13 protein-coding genes are annotated in these 23,481 nt (G+C 68.6%); 6 read left to right on the forward strand and 7 right to left on the reverse strand.

The window, feature by feature from the left end:
* The first annotated feature begins 219 nt into the window (after window positions 1–219).
* Both HNP55_RS03615 and HNP55_RS03620 read left to right on the forward strand, forming a co-directional pair.
* Window positions 220–1,035, forward strand: a complete 816-nt coding sequence (locus tag HNP55_RS03615; protein WP_184296216.1) for a hypothetical protein — start codon at window positions 220–222, stop codon at window positions 1,033–1,035.
* Between the two features lie 21 nt (window positions 1,036–1,056).
* The gene (locus HNP55_RS03620; RefSeq protein ID WP_184296218.1) at window positions 1,057–1,650 is read left to right on the forward strand and encodes a recombinase family protein; all 594 of its coding nucleotides are present in this window, start codon (window positions 1,057–1,059) and stop codon (window positions 1,648–1,650) included.
* Window positions 1,651–1,833: 183 nt separating this feature from the next.
* Here the strand turns inward: HNP55_RS03620 and cadR are convergent, their stop codons facing one another.
* Complete coding sequence (gene cadR / locus HNP55_RS03625) at window positions 1,834–2,319, reverse strand: Cd(II)/Pb(II)-responsive transcriptional regulator (RefSeq protein ID WP_184296220.1); 486 nt, start codon at window positions 2,317–2,319, stop codon at window positions 1,834–1,836.
* Window positions 2,320–2,385: 66 nt separating this feature from the next.
* Between cadR and HNP55_RS03630 the strand changes: the two genes are divergently transcribed.
* The gene (locus HNP55_RS03630; protein ID WP_184296222.1) at window positions 2,386–4,743 is read left to right on the forward strand and encodes a heavy metal translocating P-type ATPase; all 2,358 of its coding nucleotides are present in this window, start codon (window positions 2,386–2,388) and stop codon (window positions 4,741–4,743) included.
* Window positions 4,744–4,792: 49 nt separating this feature from the next.
* Entirely contained in the window at window positions 4,793–5,455 is a 663-nt protein-coding gene (locus tag HNP55_RS03635) for a hypothetical protein (RefSeq protein ID WP_184296224.1), read from the forward strand.
* A 109-nt stretch (window positions 5,456–5,564) separates the two neighbouring features.
* Here HNP55_RS03635 and HNP55_RS03640 read toward each other — a convergent pair whose 3' ends face one another.
* Window positions 5,565–5,843: an HU family DNA-binding protein gene (locus HNP55_RS03640; protein WP_184296226.1), complete on the reverse strand. Its 279-nt coding sequence runs from the start codon at window positions 5,841–5,843 to the stop codon at window positions 5,565–5,567.
* 143 nt (window positions 5,844–5,986) lie between these two features.
* On the reverse strand, window positions 5,987–6,307 hold the full coding sequence (locus HNP55_RS03645; RefSeq protein WP_184296228.1) for a YnfA family protein: 321 nt from the start codon (window positions 6,305–6,307) through the stop codon (window positions 5,987–5,989).
* A gap of 273 nt (window positions 6,308–6,580) precedes the next feature.
* On the opposite strand from HNP55_RS03645, the gene HNP55_RS03650 reads away from it, so the two are divergent.
* Window positions 6,581–12,295, forward strand: a complete 5,715-nt coding sequence (locus HNP55_RS03650) for a CHAT domain-containing protein (protein WP_184296230.1) — start codon at window positions 6,581–6,583, stop codon at window positions 12,293–12,295.
* Between the two features lie 6 nt (window positions 12,296–12,301).
* On the opposite strand, the gene HNP55_RS03655 is transcribed toward HNP55_RS03650, so the two are convergent.
* Entirely contained in the window at window positions 12,302–14,212 is a 1,911-nt protein-coding gene (locus HNP55_RS03655) for a hypothetical protein (RefSeq protein ID WP_184296232.1), read from the reverse strand.
* Window positions 14,213–14,485: 273 nt separating this feature from the next.
* On the opposite strand from HNP55_RS03655, the gene HNP55_RS03660 reads away from it, so the two are divergent.
* Window positions 14,486–16,804, forward strand: a complete 2,319-nt coding sequence (locus HNP55_RS03660) for a metallophosphoesterase (protein WP_184296234.1) — start codon at window positions 14,486–14,488, stop codon at window positions 16,802–16,804.
* Here the strand turns inward: HNP55_RS03660 and HNP55_RS03665 are convergent.
* From HNP55_RS03665 to HNP55_RS03675, 3 genes are read right to left on the reverse strand one after another with little or no spacing between them, the layout of a single operon-like run.
* Window positions 16,801–18,027 (reverse strand): sensor histidine kinase, encoded by a 1,227-nt coding sequence (locus HNP55_RS03665; protein ID WP_184296236.1) that lies wholly within the window; start codon window positions 18,025–18,027, stop codon window positions 16,801–16,803. The genes HNP55_RS03660 and HNP55_RS03665 overlap by 4 nt on opposite strands.
* Window positions 18,024–19,724, reverse strand: coding sequence for a CheR family methyltransferase (locus HNP55_RS03670; protein WP_184296238.1), 1,701 nt, complete (start codon window positions 19,722–19,724; stop codon window positions 18,024–18,026). Before HNP55_RS03670 ends, HNP55_RS03665 begins: the two co-directional genes overlap by 4 nt.
* Window positions 19,721–23,467, reverse strand: coding sequence for a response regulator (locus tag HNP55_RS03675; RefSeq protein ID WP_184296240.1), 3,747 nt, complete (start codon window positions 23,465–23,467; stop codon window positions 19,721–19,723). Before HNP55_RS03675 ends, HNP55_RS03670 begins: the two co-directional genes overlap by 4 nt.
* Between the last annotated feature and the right edge of the window lie 14 nt (window positions 23,468–23,481).

Raw genomic sequence — 23,481 nt, forward strand, 5'->3', positions numbered from 1 at the left:
CGTAGAGGCCTTGAATGGCTTGGCCTAGGGTATGGGTCCGGCCGGACCTGTTTGGCGGTCCTGGCGTGGTTTACGGCCCTTCACAGGGCAAAAAGAAAGCCCCTTCGAGTGTGTCCAGCACTCAAGGGGCGGTGACTAAAGCAAATAAGGGTTGCTCAAGTGCGAAAGAATGTAGCAGGCGTTTGGTTGGAAAGCAAACCGGCCCCCGATGAGTACGTCATGCGTCTGCATGATCTGGGGCATGGCCATAAAGAGGTTGTCATCAGCAGGCCTACGATTTGGGTCGAGATGGATCCAGACCATGCGGCTATGTTCGGCGATGACTGGGCAGCAGCTGACGCGCGTGAGCGTGAGCGCACCCGGAAGCTTCGGGAGGAGGCGAACCGTGAGCGTGCCGCTCGGCGTGCAAAGACGCGTGTGCGGCGTATGGTCAAGGTGATGGGTCTAGATGCGTTGCTGACGCTGACATATCGTGCAAATCAGACTGACCAAGAGCTGTGCAAGCGCCACATGAAAGAGTTCGTTCGGCGCATGCGTCGGCTCATTCCTGGCTTTCAATACGTGGCGGCTTTTGAGACCCAAAAGCGAGGTGCTTGGCATGTGCACATGGCCATGCATGCTCTTCCTCATGTGCTGGCGTGGCGGGGGGTCAAGGTCAAGAGTTTTAGCGTTGTGCGGGCTGTCTGGCGCTCTGTGGTGGGTGATCTGGGCGGGAACATCGACCAGCAGCGCCGCAAGCGGTTTTCTCGGCAGTCGTCGGGGAAGCTGGCGGCCTACCTGAGCAAATACATGCTCAAGGCATTTCAGGATGGCGACGATTGGTCGAACCGTTACAGCGCCAGTGCTGGTGGTGCGGTGCCTGAGGCTGCGGTTTTGCGTTTCAGGGCGGCCACCATGGCCGAGCTGATTGGCCTGGCCTTTGATGAGGCTGCTTCTGGTGCTTGCGAGTGCATGACCTGGTTGTCGCGTTGGGGTGACACCTTTTTTCTATCGACTGAGGCTGAAAACGTTGGGGCAACCTCTCCCCCGGGATGAGAAGAAAAGTAAAGAGGGAATATGGAGATCGGATACGCTCGGGTTTCGTCGACTGAGCAGGAAACCACGCTGCAGCGCGATGCGCTCAGGCGGGCCAAGGTTCGGCAGGTTGTAGAGGAAAAGCGGAGTTCGATGGTTGTCCGGCCTGCCCTAGAGGCTATGCTTGATGGCCTCCAGTCCGGTGACGTTGTGGTCGTTTACAAGGTGGACCGCTTCGCCAGGTCCTTGTCAGATTTGCTCAGGATCTTGGACCGCATAGAACGTGCTGGGGCGTCCTTCCGTAGCCTTACGGAGCCTATCGATACCGCTAACCCGGCCGGTCGCATGATGATGCATCTGCTGGGCGCCTTCGCCGAATTTGAGCGCAGCATGATCCGTCAGCGGTGCATGGCCGGCCAACTGGCGGCCTGGGAGCGTGGGGTGAAGCTTGGGCGGCGTCGGGTGCTTACGGCGCGCCAGGAGAAGAATTGCTATCGCAAGTGGCAGACGGGTAAGTACACGATGACGGCCCTGGCTGAGCAGTACGGTTGCCACTTGTCCAGCATCAAGCGCGTGATACTGCGTGTTGAGAAGCCTGAGTCCTCGGCCGTCGCTTTCAGGATGGGCAAAAAATAGGGGCCTATCGGCCCCCGGGTGTCTTCTTTTTTCTCAGCTTTCGCAGTTTTGTTGTGCGCTGAGTGTGGTTCGAAACTAACAGCTTCCGCCAAATGAAAAACCCCAAGTGATGCATTTCACTTGGGGTTTTTTCTTTGGTGGATGGGGATTGGGATTGAGATGCCCGTCATCCGACCGAAGCGCTCAAGCACGTCGCGTCGCTCGCCGCCCATGCACCTCGCCCACATGGCTGTGGCCAGAGCGCGTGCCCGGCTTGGCCGGCAGCTCCGCCTCCCCCACCGCTTGCACCAGCGCGGCCAGGATGCCGCAGCTGGATGCCTGCTTATCGGGCTGACAGCGGGCGCGCAGCTCACGCAGCTCGCGCTCCAGAATCTGCAACTCCGCCATGCGGGCGCGCACATGCTCGATGTGATCGTCCAGCAGGCGGTTGACCTCGCTGCAGTCCTCGGTCGGCGCGTCGATGAAGCGCAGCAGGGCGCGCACCTCGTCCAGCGCCATGTCCAGGCCGCGGCAGCGACGGATGAAGACCAGACGCTGCACATGGGCCTCACCGTAGATGCGGTAATTGCTCTCGCTGCGCTCGGGCGCGGGCATCAGGCCCTCGCGCTCGTAAAAACGTATGGTCTCGATGGCCGTGCCCGAGGCTTGCGCCAGTTCGCCGATTTTCATGCTGCGATGGATCTCTTCAAGCTAAGCGCTTGACTCTACACCTGCTACAGAGTTTCCAATATCGACATGGACAAGACACACCGCCACTCAGACCCTGCTTCGACCCGCGCTTGCGGCGCAAAAAGCCATTGCTGCGGCCCGGCTGCCGCTCTGGCCAGCAGCCCCATCAGCATCACGGAGCCGCCGGCCGAGCAGGCCGCATCCGCGGGTCCCGAGCTCAAGCGCTTCCGTATCGCGAATATGGACTGCATGTCCGAGGAGTCGGAGATCCGCCACGCCCTGGCGCCGCTCAGCGGCCTGAGCCAGCTGCGCTTTGACCTCGGCCGCCGCACCGTCTCGCTGGCGGCCGAGCCGGCCGAGCTGCAAGCGGCCCTGGCCGCCATACGCCGCATCGGCTACAAGCCTGAGGCCCTGACCGAGGGGGCGGAGCAGGACGCGGCGCCCGGCGCGGGCGGCGGTGCCTGCTCCGGCGGCCATTCACATGCCCATGCTCACGAGCACGACCACGCAACAGCAAAGCCCGCCGCGGCCGTGCCCGCAGCCGCCGGGTTCGGCTCCGGCCTGCCGCGCCTGCTCGCCGCCCTGGCCCTGGCCGTGGGCGCCGAGGCCCTGGCCTTCTTCGCCCCCGACGCAGCCGTGTTCAAAGGCGCGCAGATGGCGCTGGCCGCGGCCGCCATCTTTTTGGCCGGCTTTGCCACCTACCAAAAAGGCTTGATGGCCTTGCGCGTGGGCCGGCTGAACATCAATGCCTTGATGACGGTGGCGGTGAGCGGCGCTTTTGTGATCGGTCAGTGGCCGGAAGCCGCCATGGTGATGGCGCTGTACGCCCTGGCCGAGCTGATCGAGGCCCGCGCGGTGGACCGCGCCCGCAATGCCATCAAGAGCCTGCTGGACCTGGCCCCGCCCGACGCCGAGGTACTACAAGCCGATGGCAGCTGGCTGCGCCAGCCGACCAGCGCTATCGCCGTGGGCGCCAGCGTGCGCCTGCGCCCGGGCGAGCGGGTGCCGCTGGACGGCATCGTTAGCCAAGGCACGAGCGCCGTGGACCAGGCCCCGGTGACGGGCGAGAGCGTGCCGGTGGACAAGACCGTGGGCGACGAACTTTACGCCGGCACCATCAACCAGAACGCTGCGCTGGAATTCCGCGTTACCGCCCTGGCCGGCGACAGCACCCTGGCCCGCGTCATCCACGCGGTGGAAGAAGCGCAGGCCAGCCGCGCCCCCACTCAGCGCTTCGTCGACCGCTTCGCCGCCCTCTACACCCCGGCCGTCTTTGTGCTGGCCCTGGCCCTGGCCCTGCTGGCGCCCTGGCTGCTGGGCTGGAGCTGGACCCAGTCCGTCTACAAGGCCCTGGTGCTGCTGGTGATTGCCTGCCCCTGCGCCCTGGTCATCTCCACCCCGGTGACGGTGGTCAGCGGCCTGGCGGCGGCCGCCCGGCGCGGCATCCTGGTCAAGGGCGGCGTGTACCTGGAGCAGGCCCGCAGCCTCAAGGCCGTGGCTCTGGACAAGACCGGCACCATCACCGAAGGCCGGCCCAAGCTGGTGGCGCAGGAGTTCTTGCGCGAGGGCGCGCCACAAGCCCCGGCCCTGCAAGCCGCGTTGAGCATTGCCGGCCGCTCCGATCACCCCGTGTCCAAGGCCATCGCCGCGGGCCTGGCCGATCAGGCGGCGAGCGCCGAGGTGCAGGGCTTTGAGGCCGTCGTCGGCCGCGGCGTGCAGGCCAGCCTGGCCGGCAGCGCCTATGTGCTGGGCAATCACCGCTGGATCGAGGAGCGCGGCCATTGCTCGGCCGCACTCGAAGCGCGGCTGCGGCTGCACGAGCAGGCCGGCCGCACGGTGACCCTGCTGGCCGATGCGCAAGGCGTGCTGGCCTTGTTCGCCGTGGCCGACACCATCAAGCCCTCCAGCAAGACGGCCGTGGCCGAGCTGCAGGCCCTGGGCGTCGCCACCGTGATGCTGACCGGCGACAACCAGGCCACGGCCGAGGCCATAGGCGCCGAGGCCGGCATCCGCCAAGTGCGCGGCCAGCTGCTGCCGCAAGACAAGCTGGCCGCCATCACCCAGCTGCAGGCCAGCCACGGCCCCACGGCCATGACGGGCGACGGCATCAACGACGCCCCCGCCCTGGCCCGCGCCGACATCGGTTTCGCCATGGGCGGCGCCGGCACGCACACGGCCATGGAGGCGGCCGATGTGATCGTGATGAACGACGATCTGCAGCGCCTGCCCGAGCTGATCCGGCTCTCACGCCGCACCCACGCCGTGCTGTGGCAGAACATCAGCCTGGCGCTGGGCATCAAGGCCGTCTTCCTGGTGGCCGCCGTGCTGGGCAATGCCAGCATGTGGATGGCGGTGTTCGCCGATATGGGGGCCAGCCTGCTGGTGGTCTTCAACGGCCTGCGGCTCTTGCGCAGCCGGGATTGAGTGCCAAGGGGCTCTGTTCCAATACGGGCTCACCAACGACAAGGCCGTGATGAAGCGACTGCAGACCGAGATCCAACGCCTTTACCTGACCCTGACGGAGGAGCCCGCGCGGGTGCGAGCCGCCGTGCTGGAAGTGGCCACCCCCGCCGATTGGGAGGCCTTGGGCCAGGTCTGGCGCGGCGTGCAGGCCGATCTGGCCCTGCCCGCGCCGGCCATCGCGGTCTCGGGCACCGACGGCTACCAGCTCTGGTTTTCCTTCGCCCAGGCCTTGCCTGCGGCCCGGGCACTGGCCTTGCTTGAAGGGCTGCGGCAGCGCTATTTGCCCGCCCTGCCGGCCAAGCGCCTGAAGCTGTGGCCCTCGGAGTCGCCCCTGCTGCCCCCGCCACGCCTGGCCCAAACAGGGCAATGGGCGGCCTTTCTGGCCCCCGATCTGGCGCCGGTATTTGCCGACGAACCCTGGCTGGACACGCCGCCCAATGAGGAAGGCCAGGCCGATCTGCTGCAGCGCCTGCGCAGCATCAAGGCGGAGGAATTGCAGGAGGCCTTGGCGCAGCTTGGTCAGGTCGAGCCGGAGGCCGCGCCCCTGGCGCCGGCGGCAAGCCTGAGCAGCGCCGCCGCAGCGTCCGATCCCCGCCAGTTCCTGCTGCGGGTGATGAATGATGAATCGCTGGCCATGAGCCTGCGCATCGAGGCGGCCAAGGCCTTGCTCTGAAAAAAAGGCCCGCGGTCAGCGGGCCCTGTCTCCGGTTTGCGGCTGCAGGCATTGGGACCTGGCGCCCATGAGCGCCAGCCAAACTCTTCAGCCCTGCCGCAAAGCGGCCTTACTTCGCGTTGACCGCGTCCTTCAGCGCCTTGCCCGGGGTGAACTTGGGCACGGTCGAGGCGGCAATTTCCAGCACAGCGCCGGTAGAGGGGTTCTTGCCGGTGCGGGCGGCGCGCTCGCTGACCTTGAAGTTGCCGAAGCCCAGGATGGCGACCGAGTCACCGGCCACCAGGGCCTCGGTGATCGCGCCCAGGGTCGCGTCCAGCGACGCAGCTGCGGCAGCGCGGGTCACGCCGGTCTTGTTGGCGATGCTTTCGATCAGTTCACTCTTGTTCATTATTTGCTGTTCCAGTGGCTACAAAGAAAATCCCGTTGCGGGGGCGGCGATTATGCGCTGCTCCGCGCAAGCGGCCCAAAAACCGTGCCCCCGACGCTGTAACAGCGCTTTTCGGCGGGCATCGCCGCGCGGCCGCAAGGCCATCAACGCAGCGGTTGGAACATGATCACCGCCATGCCCAGCAGGGCGATGGCGACCCCGGCCACATCCCAGGCCGTGGGGCGGACCTGATCGACCAGCCAGAGCCAGGCCAGGGCCACGCAGATGTAGACGCCGCCATAGGCCGCGTAAACCCGGCCGGCCGCGGTCTCGTGCAAGCTCAGCAGCCAGGCGAACAGCCCCAGGCTGGCGGCGGCTGGCAGCAGCAGCCAGATCGAACGGCCCTGCTTGAGCCAGAGCCAGGGCAGATAACAGCCCACGATCTCGGCCAGCGCGGTGGCAATGAATAGCAGCAAGGTCTTCATGCCCGCATTGTGCGGGCGGCCTCCCCCCATCCTTCCAATTGGGGATAGCTGGGGTCAGGTCTTGCTCGCATGATGGCCAAGCTTGCCTGCGCCCTGCACGGGCAGGCTAGCATCCTCACTCCGCCCACCGCCGCCCACCGGCCAGGCTAGGAGTCTGTCGGGCTTGGGTCGCCGACAGCGGGAATCGGCCCCAGCGAGGCCAGTTTTTGCCGGCGATTCCCAAGTCCGACAGACTCCTCTAGCAAACCCACCCATCCAACAGGAGTGCATCCCATGGCCAGCGACGTTAGCAACAACAATAGCGGCAGCAGCAAGAGCAAACGAAGCCGTGGCTCCGGCGATGCTGCGGGCCAGCAGATCAACTTCCTCATCCCTGGCCAGTTGCAGGCGGCTGCAGGCGCCGCCACCCGCGGCGGCGGCGCGGCGGCGGCCCCCTCGACGGGCTGCATCAAGGCCTCGGTGCTCCTCCACACGGGCAGGGCACGCGATGGCGCCGACGCGGGCGGCCTGGTGCGCGTCAGCGCCATGCCGGGCGAGGATGTGGTCGTGCTGACGCTTGCCAACGGCCCCACCCTGGTCTTGCACCCCGAGGACGCCCGCGACCTGATGCGGGCTCAGGCCGGCGGCCCCGGAACGCGCGCCGCCAGCGTGGCGCTGGGCGCCGATGAGGTCGCCGTCAGCAGCCATCTGGCCTGGGCCGGACTGGAGGCCAGCGCCACCCGAGGCGCCACCCGCGGCTGGCTGGGCGATGTGGTCTTGCAGGCCTTTGATGTCGTCACCGATCTGTTCAAGGACGAGGCCGTCACGCTGGCCACGGCCGCCATAACGAAAAAAGTCGACGGTCAGGTGGATGCCGGCGTCTACGCGCTCAAAGCCTTTGCCCAGGCCCTGCCCACCACGCTCAAAGGCAGCGGCGCCAAGCTGGCCCAAGTGCCACCGGCGGCCGACGGCCAGCCCCTGCTGGTGCTGGTCCATGGCACTTTTGTCGACACCGTCAGCACCTTTGGCAAGCTCTGGCTGCAGCATCCGGACAAGGTCCGCGATCTCTTCGGCCGTTATGGCGACAAGGTCTACGCCCTGGACCACCCGACCATGGGTGTCAGCCCCATCGCCAATGCCCTGACCCTGGTCCAGGCCCTGCCGGCCGGCGCCCGCCTGCATCTGCTGACGCATTCGCGCGGCGGCCTGGTGGCCGAAATCCTGGCCCGCGCCTGCGGCGGCGGCAAGCTCACGGCGGCCGAGCTGGCACTGTTTGCCGACGAAAAATATGCAGAACATCGCAAGGACCTGGCGGCCCTGGTGCAGCAGGCCCAGGCCAAGGGCCTGAAGCTGGAGCGGGTCGTTCGGGTGGCCTGCCCGGCGCGCGGCACCACGCTGGCCTCGGGCCGGCTGGACGCCTATCTATCGGTGCTGCAATGGGGCTTGCAACTGGCCCAGGTGCCGGTGGCGCCGGCTCTGCTTGATTTTTTGCACGAGGTGGCACGGCGCCGCGCCGACCCGACCGAGCTGCCCGGCATCGAGGCCATGATGCCCGCGAGCGCCGTGGTGGCCTGGCTCAACCGGGGTGAGGTTTCGTTGCCCGGCGAGCTGCGGGTGGTGGCGGGCGATCTGGAAGGCGACTCCGTCGGCTCCTGGGTCAAGACCCTGCTGGCCGATGCCTTCTACTGGGGTGATAACGATTTAGTCGTGCAGACCCGTTCCATGTATGGCGGCGCACCGCGCCAGGGCGAGCCGAGCGGCAGCGCCGCGCCCAGCGCCCAGTTCATGCTGGATCGCGGCGGCAAGGTTACCCACTTCAACTACTTCAGCAATCCCAGCACGGTAGACGCCATCGCCGGCGCCCTGCTGAGCGGCGAGCCGGCCGGCTTTGCCGCCATCGGCCCGCTGTCCTGGGCCGGCAAGGACGCCAGCGGCAGCCGCAGCGCCCGCGCCGTGGCGCGCTCGCGCGGCCTGTTCTGGGGCTCGGATGACAAGCCCGCCGCCCAGAGCGCGGAAGAACTCGCCCTGGCCGCGGCCCAGGCGGCCAAACGGCCGGCCGTGTTTGTGCTGCCCGGCATCCTGGGCTCCAACCTCAAGCTGGACGGCAAGCGGGTCTGGCTGGGCTTTGGCTTCGTCAACGGCTTGATGAAGCTGCGCTGGGACCCGGCCACGGCCGAGCGTGTGCAGCCCGACGGCCCGATTGGCAGCAGCTACGACGATTTGATCGAACGCCTGGCCGACAGCCATGAGGTCATCCCCTTCGCCTACGACTGGCGCCGCCCCATCGAGGACGAGGCCCGGCGGCTTGCGCTGGAGGTGGACAAGGCCATCGCCGCCCGCCGCGCCAGCGGCCAGCCGGTGCGCATCATTGCCCACTCCATGGGCGGCCTGGTGGCGCGCACCCTGCAGCTGGAGGCGCCCGAGACCTGGCGCCGCCTGATGGCCCATGCCGATGCCCGCCTGCTGATGCTGGGCACGCCCAACGGCGGCTCCTGGGCGCCGATGCAAACCCTCTCCGGCGACGACACTTTTGGCAATGCCCTGGTGGCCTTTGGCTCGTTGTTCGACAACGGCGGCGCGCGCAAGATGATGGCTGGCATGCCCGGCTTCATCCAGCTGCAGGCCGGCCTGCTGGATCCGGCCCAGGGCCTGGACCGGGCCGAGACCTGGCAGAAGCTGGCCGAGCAAGACATCGACACCCTGCGCCAGAACAGCTACTGGCACACGCTGGACTCGCAAATCACCATTTACGAATGGGGCGCACCGCCGCAAGCCGTGCTGGATCAGGCGGTGAGCCTGCGACGCCGTCTGGATGCGCAGTTAACGCAGCTGGGCACGGACAAGCAGAAGATGCTGCTGGTGGTCGGCCATGCCGACTTCACTCCGGCCGGCATCCAGATGGACTCGCTCAACGGCCTGGAATACCTGAACACGCCCGACGATGGCGACGGCCGCGTCACCCAGGCCAGCAGCACCCAGCTGGGCCTGCGCAGCTGGAAGCTGGACGCCGAGCACGGCAAGCTGCCCGATGTGGCCGAGGCCTTTGCCGCCTACGTAGAGCTGCTGAACAGCGGCGATACCCGCTTGCTGGACCGCCTGGAGCCGAACACCCGCGGCGCCGCCGGCAAGGCGGCCGACCGCAGGCTGGCGCGCAGCCGCCCCTCGCGCGGCCTGCTGTCCTCGCTGCCGCCCAGCAGGGAGGCCGATGTCTTGGCCAGCGCCGGGGCCACCAGGCGGGGCCAGGGCAAGCCGCGCGGCAATGGCTCGCAAGCCCTGCAGGTGCAGGTGCTGAATGCCGATCTGCGCTTTGTGCAGCAGCCCCTGCTGGTGGGCCATTACCGGGCGCTCAGCCTGACCGGCGCCGAGGCCGTCATCGACGCCCTGGTCCAGCAAGCCATGAGCCGCGCCCTGGCCGCCGGGCTCTACCCGGACGCACCGGGTTCGCACCAGATCTTCGGCAATGCGCGCGACAACCCCGACAACCCCTTCGAGATGGCCCGCCCCCAGGCCGCCATCGTGGTGGGCCTGGGCGAGGAGGGCAAGCTGCGCAGCAGCGAGCTCTCCTTCACCGTGCGCCAGGCCGTGCTGGCCTATGCGCAGCGCCTGTCGGAGCAGGGCGGCGCCAGCCAGCCGCCGGACTTTGAAATGGCCGCCACGCTGATCGGCAGCGGCGGCAGCGGCATCAATGCCGGCAGCGCCGCCCGCGCCATCGCCCAGGGCGCGCTGGAGGCCAAGCAGAAACTGCAGGCCTGCGGCTGGCCCCAGCTGCGCCTGCTGACCCTGGTGGAATTGTTCCTGGACCGCGCCGGCGATGCCTGGCGGGCCCTGCAATTGCAGGAGCTGGCCGCGCCCGAACGCCTGCGCCTGCTGGGCAAGATCCAGAGCGGGCCCGGTGCGATGCGGCGCATGCTGGAGTCCAGCTACCGCGGCGCCAGCTACGACTTCATCAGCGCCCTGTCCCTGCCCGGCCAGGACCCGGCCCACCCGCTGATCAACTACACCCTGGACACCAAGCGCGCCCGCACCGAGATCCGCGCCCAACATGCCCAGGGCAGCCTGCTGCGCGAGCTGGTCGAGAAAGCCTCCAACGTCGCCAACGCCGACCCCATGATTGGCCGCACCCTGTTCAATCTGCTGGTGCCGGTGGAGATGGAACCCTTTCTGGGCGGCAGCAGCGAGATGGTGATCGAGCTGGAAGCCGCCACGGCCGGCATCCCCTGGGAGCTGCTGAACACCAACCCCGACCCCGGCGTGGCCGACCAACGCCCCTGGGCCATACGCAGCAAGCTGATCCGCAAGCTGCAGCTGAAGGACTTCCGCAGCGAGCTGCGCGACGCCAGCCCCGACGACCATGTGCTGGTGATCGGCGAGCCGCTCTGCGACCCCACGCAATACCCCCGCCTGGATGGCGCACGGCGCGAGGCCCTGGCCGTGGCCGCCCAGCTGGGTTCGGCCTTGGGCGGGGTGGACGGCAATGGCGAGGGCAAGGTGCGCCAGCTGGTGGAGCAGAACGATGCGCAGTCCATCATCAACGCCTTGTTCGAGCGCAGCTACCGCGCCGTCCACATTGCCGGCCATGGGGCGCCGGGCGCCAAGGGCGGGGTGGTGCTGTCGGGCAGCAACACCTTCCTCGGCGCCGACGAGGTGCGCGCCATGCGCGTCGTGCCCGAGCTGGTCTTCCTCAACTGCTGCCATCTGGCCGGGCGCGAGGCCGCCACCGTCTTGGACAGCCGCGGTGGCAGCCTGCCCGCCTACGACCGCGCCGGCTTCGCCGCCAATATCGCCGAGGAGCTGATCCGCGTCGGCGTGCGCTGCGTGGTGGCCGCCGGCTGGGCGGTGGAGGACGATGCCGCCGAGCAGTTCGCCACCCGCTTCTATGCCGCCTTGCTGGGCGGCGCCCGCTTCATCGAGGCCGTGGGCCAGGCCCGCGAGGCCGCCTGGCAGGCCAATCCACAGGGCAATACCTGGGCCGCCTACCAATGCTATGGCGACCCCGAATGGCGCTGGCAACGCGAGGGCGGCGATGCGCAAAGGCCGGCCCTCAATCTGGGCGACGAGTTCGCCGGCATCGCCTCGCCGGTGTCCCTGACCCTGGCGCTGGAGAAGATTGCCGTCGAGGCCCAGTACAGCAGGAATAAGGCCGGCAGCGCCCAGCTGGACAAGCTGCGCTATCTGGACGCCCAGTTCAAGGCCTTGTGGGGCGGCATGGGCGCGGTGGCCGAGGCCTTTGCCCTGGCCTACGCGGCCCTGGGCGAAAGAGCCGGCGCGATCGCCTGGTACCGCAGCGCCGTCAATGCCGAGGACGCCAGCGCCTCGCTGAAGGCGGCCGAGCAATTGGGCAATCTGCTGGTGCGCCAGGGCGAAAAGGCCGGCGACCTGGCGGCGCTGCAGGAGGGCACGGCCTTGCTGGAGCGCGTGCTCGCCGTGCAGCCCACGGCGGAGCGCCACAATCTGCTGGGCTCGGCCTGCAAGCTGCAGGCCATGGCCGGGCAAGGCCCGCAGGCGGCGGCGTTTCTGCAGCGCTCCCTGCAGCATTACCAGGAGGCCGAGCGCATCTGCCTGGCCCAGGCCGACCCCAAGCGCTACTACCCCGCGATGAACGCGATGGGCCTGAGCCTGCGTCTGGCCTTCCAGAACCCCAAGCTGCAAAGCCTGCAAGGCCTGATCGCGCCGGCGCGCATCCAGGACGCCCGCGAGGCATTGAACCAGGACAATCAGAGCAAGCCGGACTTCTGGAATGTGGTCGGCCAGATCGAGCTGAATCTGCTGGAAGCCTTGTCGCAAGGCCGTCTGGCCGATGTGGCCGAGGCCTGCCTGGCCAGCTTCAGCCAGCTCAAGCAGCGGGTGCCGGCCGCCACCCAGTGGGACTCGGTGGCCAAGCAGGCCCGCTTCACCCTGCAGCCCTATCTGGGCTGCAAGCTGGGCGGAGCCGCGCAGCAAAAGGCCGAGCATGGCGCGGCCCGGCGCATCCTCGACGGGCTGGCGGCGCTGGCCAAGCCCGGCACCTGAGCGAGCTCAGGGCCTGGGCCTGGCTTCAGCGGCGCTGGCCGTGGGCAGCACGCTCATGAACAGGCCGCTGACATCGCGGCTCAGGCCAATCATGGTCAGGGCCACCTGCTGCTGCAGCGGCGGCTTCCAGCGCAGCTGCTCGCGCGGGAAGTCGCGCAGCAGATCGCTCATATAGCTGCTCAGCAGATCGGCCACCGTGTCCTCGGGGTACAGGCTCAGGTCGACAAACAGCAGAGGCGTGCTGGAGCGCGCCTCCGAGAGGCGCAGCGGCAGCGTGATCAGGAAGGGCCCGGTGCCGCCCTTGGGGCCCAGGCGTTTTTTCATCTCGGGCCGGGTCAGCAGGCCCGATTGGGCACGAAACAGGATCTGCTTGCCGAGATCGTCCGCATAGCTGCTGGCCGAGCCGGGCAGGCAGAACAGATGCACTTGCCGGGCCTCGCTGGCCGCCACCGTGGAGGCCTCGCGCTCACGCTGCAGCACGGCCAGGACCTTGGCATAACGGCGTGCCACATCGGGCTTGGCCAGATCGCTGCCGCTGTGCAAGAGCAGATAGCTGTAGGCGCCAAAACCGGGCAGCTCGGCCCCCAGCTCCTTGAAGAATTGATAGGCGTGGTCGGCCAGATTCGGCGCGGCCAAGGCCGCCGTCGGCCCGGGCGGGGGCGCGACCGGCACCGGCGGTGGTGGTGGCGGCGGTGCGGCCTTGGCCAGGCCTCCACCCGGCAGCTGGCCATGCTGTTCCAGATAGGCTTCGGCCCAGGCCTGCTGGGCCCGCGCCCCGGCCTCGCGCAAGGCGGCCTGCAAAGGCGGCAAAGACAGGCGCGCCTGGGCGGCCGTGGCCGCGGCCTGCTGCTGGGCCGCCGGCAGCTTGTCGGCCAGCAACTGCAGCTGGGCGGCCAGGCCTTGCTGGGTTTGCAGCAAACGCTCCAGCAGCGCTGCCGGGCTTTGTGCGCCGGTTTGCAGGCTCCGCAAGCCCTGATTCAAGTCCTGCTGGGCGCGCTGGCTGCGCTCGCCCAAGGCCTGCGCCTCGGCCTCACCGGCCACCGTCTTGTCCGCCTGACTGGCATAGGCCAGGGCGTCTTGCAGGCGCGGCAAAAGAGCCTGCAGCGGGGCCAGGCCCTGCGCCTGCCGGTTCAGCTCGGCCAGGGCCGACCAGTCCGCCGGCTGCAGGCCCAGGCTTTCGGACGGCACCTGGCCGGCCAAGGCCTGGCGCAAATCCTCCAGGCCGCGGCCCTGGGGCCAGGCGGCTGGCCGGGCCTGGTAGCCCGGCAAGGTCTTGGCCAGGGGCTGGTCCAGCAAGTCCTGGGTCTCGGCCCGCAGGCCTTGCGTCGATTCGGTCAGCGCCAGAGCGCGCTCGCGCAGGCGCCGGCTGCTGCCGGACAAGTCCTGCACATCGCCATCGCCCTGCGCCAGCTGGCTGCGGCACTGGCTCAGGGCCGCCAGCCAATCCTTGCGCGCCAGGCTCAGGGCTTGCTCGGCCGCCTGTCTCTGGTCAAAGGCCTGGTCGGCACTGCGACCGGCCTGGGCCAGCTCGCCCGGCCGCGCGGCGGCCACCGCCTGCACCGCCGCATAACTGGCCTGCAAAGCGGCTTGCCAGGCTTGCACGCCGGCGCTCAGGCGCTGCTGGGCCTGGGGCAAGGCCTGCACGCAGGGCGAGTCTTGCTGCTGGGCCAGCAGGCGGCTGCGCAGCGCCTGGGCGCGCTGGAGCAGGGCCGCGGGCTGCTCGACCAGGCCCTGGCTGCCGCCCTCCAGAGCTTGCGCGCCGGCCTGCGCCTGCTCGGCGCGGCGCTCCAAGGCGCGCAGCTGCTGCAGGCTTTGATAGCGGCTCTCCAGCTGCTGCTCGCTCGGCTTGGCCTGGGCCGGCGGAGCAAGCAGGGCCGCCAGCAGGCCCAGGCCACAGGCCAGACGCGCGGCGCTCATGAGAAACAAAACTCCGAAATGCAACCACAGAGACACAGAGACACTGAGAAATGCAACTTGTAGACCCGATTCAACTCTGTGCCTCCGTGACTCTGTGGTTGCATTTGAATTCCATGTTTCTCCACGAACGCCGGGCGCCGCCAGGGGCTTGGGATGCTCACTATGTTTGGGATCGGTGGCATAACACCACGGCTGGGCGGCAGGGTACTCGGGCCGGTCACAGCCCAAGCGCAAAATAGCTCGATATTGCTGCAGCAACAAGACACGCAAACCATGCCCGCCTCCTTTCCCTTCTTTCCCCTCTTTCGCCGCGGCGCCGCCCCGCTCTGCTCGGCCGCCGTTCTGCTGGCCCTGGGCGCCTGCAGCAGCCTGGGCCCGGTCTTGCAGCCCCGCGCCGGCCTGCTGAACCATGCCGAGGGCCCGGGCGCCCGCGTCTGCCTGGACCTGAACGACAACGCCCGCTGCGACAGCGACGAGCCCGCCACGCAGGCCGGGCCCGAGGGCCGATTCACGCTGGCCAGCGACGGCCGCCATGCCTGGCTGGCGGAAATCGCTGCGGCCCAGGCCGATGCCGAGCAGCCCCGCCTGCGCCTGCGCGCCCTGCCGGGCCAGGGCGATGAGGCGCTGCAGCTGTCCTGGCTCAGCACCGTGCTGGCCGCCCAGGCCGAGGCCGGCCTGACGCGGGAGCCAGCCCTGGCCAGCCTGGCCGCCCGGGCCGGCGTGAGCGTGGCCGAGCTGCTCGAACCCGGCACGGCCGATGCCCTCGGCCAGGACTTGATCCGCCGCTTCGCTCTCGACCAGGAGGCCTTGCTCGAAGCCACGCTGGCAGCCTGGCCGCAAGCGCCCATGACCGCCCTGCGCCTGGCCAGCCCAAGGCTGGAGGCGCCGGGCCGCCTCTACGTCTGGAGCCAGTTCAGCGACAGCAGCCAGGCGCCCTTCTCCACCGCGCATTTCAGCGGCGTGAGCTCGGGCGGCCAGGCCGGCAGCCTGGCCAACGAGCTGCCCATCTCGCCCGCCGGCGCCAAGGTGGCGGCGGCCACGACTGCCGATCTGGCCGCCCGCTACCAGCTCAGCGAGCCCACGCTGGGCCAAGGCCGCCAGGTGGCTCGCAGCATCAGCGCTGGCAGCGACTGCCCGGCCCTGCTGGTGGACGGCCGGCTGCAGGCCATGCAGGTGCGCGCGCCGGCGGTGCGCGGCCTGGCCAGCAATGCGGCCTCGCAGACCGGCGACCGGCTCAAGCCCATCCCGGCCGACTTCGAGGTGCTGACCTGCGAGGCCTTGCTGCCCGAGCAGGCCCAGGTGGTGGCCATCAACGGCCAGCGCCTCAAGCTGCTGCAGCCCGCCGCCCTGCTCAAGCGGGTGGTGGTGGTGGGCGATACCGGCTGCCGGGTGCAAGGCCCCAGCGCCATCGGCCAGGGCAAGCCGGGCGCGCCCCTGCAGGACTGCAGCGACGAGTCCGACTGGCCCTGGCGCAAGATCGCCCGGGCGGCGGCCAGCTTCAACCCCGACCTGATCATCCACAACGGCGACATCCACTACCGCGAGGGCACGCCCAAGGGCACCGAGCCCGGCCAAAGCCTGCCCAACGAGGCCCGCTACGCAAAGTATCTGCAGACCATCACCTATGGCTGGAAGGCCTGGGATGCCGATTTCTTCCACCCGGCCGGCCCCTTGCTGGCGGCCGCGCCCTGGGCCATCACCCGTGGCAATCACGAGTTATGCGACCGCGCGGCGGCGGGCTGGTACCGCTTTCTGGACTATCGCCAGTTCCCCGCCAGCCAGGCCCCGTACAGCCCCGACTACCAGGCCGAGAGCTGCAGCAATTACACCGACCCGCTGGCCGTGCGCCTGGGTGATCTGCAGCTGATCCTGATGGATGTGGGCGGCCTGGCCGACAGCCCGGCCAAGGGCCGCAACCAGGGCTGGACGAATGGCGACCATGTGCGCACCGCCCGCCAGCTGAGCCAGCTCAGCCGCCTGCCCGAGACCCGGTCGGCCAAGATCTCCTGGCTGGTCACGCACAAGCCCCTGTTCGCCTTCTACTCGGGCGGCAAGCAAGCCAGCAGCAGCACCTGGCAGTTCCAGAAAGCCATCCAGCCCGGAGTCGAGAGCTTTGCCGCCGGCAACGGCCTGCTGCCGGCCAATCTGCAGATGGTGCATTCGGGCCATATCCATGGCTGGCAGATGATCAGCCACCCCGAAGACACCGGCTTGCCAACGCAATACCTGATCGGCATGTCGGGCCAGGCCCTGGAGGGCCTGATCCAGAGCCGGCACAGCGCCCAGCCCTACCAGGCCCTGGCGCCGCAGCACCAGGCCTACGACATCCCGGCCGAGGACAAGCGCTGGCCCTGGGAGATTGCCCCCTGGTCCTTCCGCCTGCCCGATGGCCGCATGGCCAGACCCGATGCCTTCAGCACCAGCCCCATCGTGGCCGCCGGCACCGAGCAGGCGCATACCGAGGAGTTCGGCTTTGCGGTGTTCGACCGGGTGGCCGGCACGAGCAACTGGACGGCCCGCCTCTACGACCCCGAGCGCCGCCTGCTGCGTACCTGCGTCACCGAGGGCAAGCGCAGCCGCTGCACAGATTAGGCAGGGGCCGGGCTCGGCGCCGTCAAAGGCAGTTGGATGAGGAACTGGCTGCCCTGGCCTTCCACGCTGCGGGCCTGCAAGGCCCCGCCCAGCAGGCCGGTGACCAGGTTGTAGGCAATGCTCAGACCCAGGCCGCTGCCACCCTGACCAAAACGGGTGGTGAAGAAGGGGTCGAAGACCTTGTCCAGCACCTCCGGCGCCATGCCCAGGCCGTCGTCGGCATAGCAGATCTCCACCTTCTCCATGCCCAGCAGGCGGGCGCTGATCTGGATGTGGCCGCCGCTGCGGCCGGCAAAACCGTGCAGCAGGGAGTTGGCCAGCAGCTCGTCGATCACCCGGCTCAGCGAGCCTACGCAGCTGTACAGGCGCAGGCCCTCGGGCAGGTCCAATTTCAGCTCGACCTTGCGGCTGGCCAGCTCGGCCGCGTGCAGGCCCGCCAGGCCCTGCAGCAGCTCGGCCAGATCGAAGCGGCTGAGCAGCAGATTGTGGTCGCTGAGCGAGACCTGCTTGAAGCGGGCCACGATCGCTATGGCCCGGCTCAGCGCATGGGACAGGATATTGGTGGCCTCGACCTGGTTGTTCAGGAAGAACTCCAGCTCGCTGCGCTTGATACCCTGCTTGGAATGCCATTGCTGCAGCAGCTCGCTGCTGCTCTCACGCAGAATGCTCAGGGTCAGCTGGCAATTGCCCAGCGGCGTGTTCAGCTCATGCGCCACCGCGCTGACCATGGGCATCAGGGCGGCCAGCTTCTCGTGCTGCAGCAGGCTTTGCTGGGCCTCGCGCAGCTGCAGCATGGTCTGCTCCAGCGAGCGGTTGCTGCTCTTGAGCTGCTGGCGGCTCTCGTACAGGCGCTTGTAGATGCGCAGGCGGCTGATCAAGAGATGGTCTTCGATGGGCTTGGCCAGATAGTCCACCGCCCCCAGCTCATAGCCGCGCTGGACAAAGCCTTCTTCCTTGGCGGTGGCGGTCAGAAAGATCACCGGGATGTCGCGGGTCAGCTCGATGGACTGCAGATGCGCGACCACCTCGAAGCCGTCCATGCCGGGCATATTGACGTCCAGCAGCACCAGCTGCACCGGCCGCTCCACCACCATCAGCAAGGCCTCTTCGCCGGAGGCGGCCTCGATCAGCTCGAACTCGGGGAAGCGGCGCAGCACGGCCCGCAAGGCCAGGCGGTTGGCGTCCCGGTCGTCCACGGCCAACACAAGAAATCGATCCGTCATAGCTGCGTCCCGCGCGTGAAGATATGGCTGCCGGGCGCCAACGGGACAAAGCCCAGCTCCCGGGCCATCAAACCCATGCCGTCCTGCGGCCCCAGCACCAGCCGGCCCTCGGAATGCAGGGACTGGGCAAAACATTGCAGCACCTGGCGCTGCAGTTGCGGCTTGAAATAGATCAGCACATTGCGACAAACAATCAGCTGAAACTCGTTGAAGATGCCTTGCTCGGTGAGCGAGTGCAAAAAGAACAGCAATTGCTGCTGCAGCTGGGGCGCGACGCGCAGCAACCGCCCCTGTGCGCGCAGATAACGCGCCAGCTCCTGCTGGCCGCCGCTGTCCCGGTAATTGGCCTGGCTCTGCGCCCAGGCCGCCGCCGGGTAGAGGCCGCTGCGGGCGGCCTCCAGCTGGCGGGCATTGAAATCGGTGGCGAACACATGGCTGCGCGCGGCCAGGCCCGCCTCCTCCAGCAGGACGGCCAGGGAGTAGGCCTCCTCGCCCGAGGAGCAGCCGGCGCACCAGACCTTGAGCAGCGGAAAGCTCTGCAAAAAGGGCAGCACCTGCTCGCGCAATTCGCGCAGCTGCTCGGGGTGGCGGAAGAAGCTGCTCACGCCCACCGGCAGCTCGGCATGGAAGCGCTGCAACAGGGCCGCGTCACCCAGCAGGGCGCGCTGGAAATCGACAAAGGTCTTCAGCCCCAGCTGCCCCATCAGATGGGCGATGCGCCGGCGCAGGCTGTCGGTCTGGTAGCTGCGGTAGTCCTGGCCGCCGAGCGCGTACAAGGCCTCCAGAAACAGGTTCAACAAAGGCCCTTCGGGCACGCCCTGGCCCTGCGCCTCGCCCGACGCCACGGCCGCCGCGGCCAGGCTTTGCAGGGCCGGCAGGGGCAGGACCAGATCGAAGCTCTGCGCCGCGCGCGCCGCATCGGGCAGGATGCGGGCCGGCGCGCATTCCTCGCCCTCCTCCACCAGCACCCAGCCGCCAGCGCGCCGGATGGCCTCGCAGCCCCGCACCCCGTCGCTGCCATAGCCGCAGAGCAAGATGCCCAGCAGACCCTCGCCAAACTCCAGCGCCAGGCTTTCGAACAACAGGTCCAGCGACGGCCGGGCGTGCTTGACCGGCGCATCGCGGGTCAGATAGACCAGGCCATGGGCCACCTTCATATGGTGACCAGGCGGCGCCACATAAATGGTGCCGGGACGCAGCTCACACAGATGCTGCGGCATCAGCACCGTGTAGTCGCTGCGCGCCTTGAGCAGGCGATCGAGCAGATTGGGCTGGTTCTCCAGCACATGCTGGACGACGAAGACCACCGTCTGCGACAGGGGCAAGGCCTCGGCGATGGCCAGCATCTTGTCCAGGCTCTGCGCCGAGCCGCCCAGCACCAGGGCGCGGCAGGGTGCGCCGGCCTTGCTGCTGGGGCTGGCGACCGCCACCCGCACCGGCAAACCCAGGCGTATCAAGGCCTGGGCCAGCAAGGGCTTGTAGACCCACAGCACCAGGCCCTGGCCATGGTCCAGGCGCGCGCACAGGGCCAGCAGCAATTCGGCGGGCAGGGACTCGGCGTCGTAGATGCGCAGCTCCAGGGCCTGCGGGCTGCTGCTCAGCAGGTTCAGCAGCTCCAGCAGATCGTCGCCGGCCAGCTCCTGGCCCAGCACGGCGATCTGGCGGCCCTCGCCCACGGTCTGCGCATGGACGCTCATGCACTACGCCCCTTGCTCCAGCGCCGCAGCGTTGCGATCAGCTGCTCGTAATTGACCGGCTTGGCGATGAAGTCGTCGGCGCCCGAAGCCAGGATCTTCTCGCGGTCCGCGGGCAAGGCCTTGGCGGTCAGCACGATCACCGGCAGGCCGGCCAGGCGCGCATCGGCGCGCAGGGCCGAGAGGGTCTGGTAGCCGTCCATCTCGGGCATCATGATGTCCAGCAGCAGCAGATCCACCTCGTGCGTGGCCAGATGGTCGAGCGCCTTGCGGCCATTGGTGGCGGTGCTGATGCGCGCGCCCTGGCGCTCCAGCACGGCCACGATGGCGAAGAGATTGCGCGGGTCGTCATCGGCCACCAGGATGCGCTTGCCGCTCAGCTCGGTGCTGGCCGGGCCGGCCGCTTCGCGCGGGGCCTGCGCCGCCGGCAGGGCCGGTGCGGGTGCGGCCGGCACGGCCACGGCCTCGCTCAGAAAGCGCTCGATCTTGCCCAGCAAGCGCCGGTGCGCCTGGGCCGACTTCATGATCACGCTGTCGGAGTAGCGGCGCAGCCGGGCTTCGGACTCGCTGTCCAGGCCGCTGTCGGTATAGAACACCAGGGCCAGCTGGGGCTGGGCGGCGCGCAGGCTGGCGCACAGGGCCAGGGCCTCGTCGAGGCTGATGCCGGCCAGGTCCAGCACCGCGGCGGCAAAGCGCTGGCCCGCCAACAAGGCCGGCACATCCATTCCTTGCGTCCAGCGCAGGCTTTGCAGCTGGGCCGCCCGGCCTTGCAGCAGCTCGCGCAGCTCGGCCTCGCGCAGGCTGCCGCTTTCCACCAGCAGCAGGGCTTGCTCGCCCACCTGGCCGGGCAGCACCTGTTCCAGCAAGCAGGCCTCGGCCCGCAGCAAGCCCTCGTCGCTGACCGGTTTTTGCAGATAGCCCAGGGCGCCCTCGCGCAGCAAGGCCTCGTCGCGGTCGCGGCCCGAGATGATGTAGACCGGGGTGCTGGCCAGCGCGGCATCGGTCTTCAGCTGGTGGAGCAGCTGGCTGCCGTCCATATCGGGCAGGCCCAGGTCCAGCAGGATGCCGCGCGGCAGGTGCTGGCGCGCCAGGGCCAGGCCCTCGCGCCCGCTGGCCGCCACCAGGGTCTTGTAGCCGCGGCCGCGGTTCAGCGTCAGCAGGGCACGGCCCAGCACCGGGTCGTCGTCGATCAGCAGAATCACCGCCTCGCCGGGCTTGAGCCCCTGGCGATCGTCCTGCGGGGGCAGCGCGGGCTTGGGCAGGGCCGCAGGCAAGACGGCGGCCGGGGCCGGGGTGGCCGCAGCCTGGCCCGGCGGCAGCGCCAGATCGGGCAGGCAGAGGGTGAAGCTGCTGCCCTGGCCCAGCTCGCTGTGCAACTCGATGCAGCCGCCCAGCAGCTGCACCAGGCGCTGGCTGATGGTCAGGCCCAGGCCGGTGCCGCCGTACTCCCGCGAGGTCGAACCATCGGCCTGGGCAAAGGCCTCGAACACCAGGGCTTGCTTGTCCTTGGCGATGCCTATGCCGGTGTCCTGCACCGTCAGGCGCAGCGGCTTGTCGCTGCCGGGCTGGCGTTGCAGGCGCAGCGTGACCTGGCCTTGCTTGCAGAACTTGAAGGCATTGCTGAGCAGATTGCGCAAGACCTGGCCCAGCAGATGCGGGTCGCTGCAGAAGCTGGCGCGCAGCTGGTCCTCGATCACAAAGCCCAGGCCTTTGTCGGCACCCACCGGCTCGAACAGGGCGCGCAGCTCCTCGCACAAATCCTGGCTGGCGATCAGGCCCGGCTGCAGCTCCAGCCGGCCGGCCTCGACCTTGGAGAGGTCCAGCACATCGTTGATCAGGCGCAGCAACTCCTGGCCCGAACGGTGGATGACGGCCGACCATTCGCGCAGCTCGGCGCTGTCCGGTGCGTCCTCTTCCGAGGAGGCCATCTTGGACAGCAGGATGATGGAGTTCAGCGGCGTGCGCAGCTCGTGCGACATATTGGCCAGGAACTCGGACTTGTAGCGGCTGGCTTGATCCAGCTCGCGGGCGCGCTCGTCGAGGGCGCCGCGGGCGCTTTCCAGGTCGCGGTTCTGCTGCTCCAGCTGGGCCTGCGAGGCCTCCAGCTGGCTGTTCGACTGCTGCAGCTCTTCGGTCTGCTGCTGCAGCTGTTGCTGCTGCTCCTCCATCTGCGCATTCGACTGCTGCAACTCCTCGGTCTGCTGCTGCAACTGCTGCTGCTGTTCTTCCATGCGCTGATTGGCCTCGCGCAGGCTGTCGCTCTGCTCGCGCAGCAGGCGGCCGGCCGCCTCGGAGTCCTGCAGCATCTGCTGCACCCGGTGGCGCTGCTGGGCCAGGTAGAGGGCCGAGGCCAGGGTGGCGCAGGCATTGCCGAGGTATTCGTTCTCGGTCTCGCCCAGCCTGGCCAGGGTGGCCAGTTCCAGCACGCCGATCAGCTCGCTCTCGTACAGCAGGGGATAGGTGTAGGTGTGGGCGGGCGCCGTGCTCTGGGTGCCGCTGAGTATGGGGGCCAGCTCCTCCTGCGGCTGGTGCAGGATGATGGGCTTGCGCTCGCGCGCCACCTGGCCGATGGCGCCCTCGCCCAGGGCGCACTGGGCGCCCACGCGGGGCCGCTCGGAATACATGAAGCTGGCCAGCAGCTCCAACTGGCCCGCTGCCGCTGCGGGGGTGTAGAGCACACCGCGGCCCGCATGCAGATAACGCGCCACCAGGCTGAGGCCTTGCTCGGCCACCGCCTGCACATCGATCTCGCGCGGCAGCGCCTCGGCCAGCTGGGCATAGCCATCCTTCAGCCACATGCGGCGCTGGCCCAGCGCCCGGCCGGCTTTCAGCTGGCTCACCATCTGCTTGACGGCCAGGCCCAGGCGGTCGCGCTCCGAGGCCAGCGGCACCTCCTGGTCCAGATCGCCCTGGCCGATGGCGTCGGCCCGATCGGCCAGGCGGCGCAGGCTCAGCACCATCATCTGCAGGCGCGCCAGCACGCTGTCCTCGGCGCCGGGCCGGGGGCTGAACTCCACCGCCAGATCCCCCTGCGACAGGCGCTCGGCCACCTGGGCGGCCTCGGCCGGTTCGCCGCCCAGCTGACGCAGCAGGCCGCGCAAGGTGTAGAGATTGATGCCGGCAATCAGCAGCAGGACCGCCGCGCCCAGGCTGAGCTGGATCAGGCTGGCTCGCTCCTTGAGCCTTTCGGCCTCCTGGGCCGCCTCGCCGGCGATCTTGGCATTCAAGACCATATGCTTGTCGATGACCTCGGCCAATTCACGCGAGACCAGGTTGTTGCCGAACAGCATGTCGCGCGCTTCGGCAAAACCTTGCGCCCCTTTGCGCGAGGCCGCCAGCATGGGCTCCAGCGTGCTCTCGTAACGGGCGAGCAAGTCCTGCTCGTTGGCGATCAAATCGCCATCCTGCGGACTCGCCACGCAGCTCTGCCCCTGGCAGGCATCCTGGCCATAACGCCGCAAGGCGCGGCGAACCTGCTGCAGCAAGCCGCCGATTTCGGCCTCGATGGCCTGCTTTTTATCGGCCTCGACGACCAGCACATGGCGGGCCACGGCATGGCGCAGCAGCAGGAAGTCACGCCGCATCTCGTCCAGCAAGATGATGCTGGGCACGGCATTGATATTGGCGGCATTGGCGCCGTCAAACACCTTGCCGATCTGCTGCTGGCCCACGGCAACCAGCAGCAACACGGCCAGCAAGGCGCTCAAGGTCGCCAGCAGCAATTTGCGCGAAACAGAAAGCGTCATGAAACCAGCCTCTT

It is taken from the genome of Roseateles oligotrophus, assembly GCF_014204525.1.
In the GTDB taxonomy this organism is placed as follows: Bacteria; Pseudomonadota; Gammaproteobacteria; order Burkholderiales; family Burkholderiaceae_C; genus Paucibacter_A; species Paucibacter_A oligotrophus_A.